Annotated in this window: 1 protein-coding gene; it reads left to right on the top strand. The window is 73.4% G+C overall.

All coding sequences use genetic code 11. From position 1 onward, the window contains the following. Nucleotides 1–30 precede the first annotated feature (30 nt). A partial coding sequence (locus QN350_RS19755) for a DUF222 domain-containing protein (protein ID WP_323517220.1) occupies nucleotides 31–587 on the top strand: 557 nt, incomplete at its 3' end.

Genomic DNA, 587 nt, shown 5'->3' on the forward strand with positions numbered 1-587 from the left:
GCGATCGGGCGGACGGTGGATGCGGCCCGGGTGACCACCGCAACCGACGTCGACCGGCGGGCCCGGGTGCTCGGCCGCGAAGGCCTGGCCTGGCGGATGGGCTGCCGGGGACCCTGGGACGTGCTGACGCGGGTGACGCGGGTGTCGGCCCGGGAGGTGAAGCGGCGCACGAAACTCGGGGACGCGGTGTTGCCCCGCCGGGCGGGCCTGGCGGTGTTGCCGCCGTTGTTCCCGGTCGTCGGGGCCGCGCTGACCGCGGGGGACATCGGGGTGGAGGCGGCCGAGCTGATCACGACGGGGCTCGGGTCGGTCAGTCACCGGGCCGTTCCGGCCGAGGTCGAGGTCGCCGAGCGGGCACTGGTCGCCACGGCGGCCGGGTGGATCACCCCGGAGACCGAGATCCTCGCCAGGGCCGGGGTGCCCGCGGCTGCGGACCTGGTCCGCGGCATGGTGCTCCAATGGCAAGCCATCCTCGACCCCGACGGGGTCCTGCCCCAGGAAGACCTCTTTGAGGCGAAGTCCAACATCGGCTTCGGACAATTGAAGAACGGCCTGTACCCGGTGAAGGGCGGGGTGACGCCGGAACT

It is taken from the genome of Cryobacterium sp. 10I5 (assembly GCF_035019865.1).
Classification (GTDB): Bacteria; Actinomycetota; Actinomycetes; order Actinomycetales; family Microbacteriaceae; genus Cryobacterium; species Cryobacterium breve_A.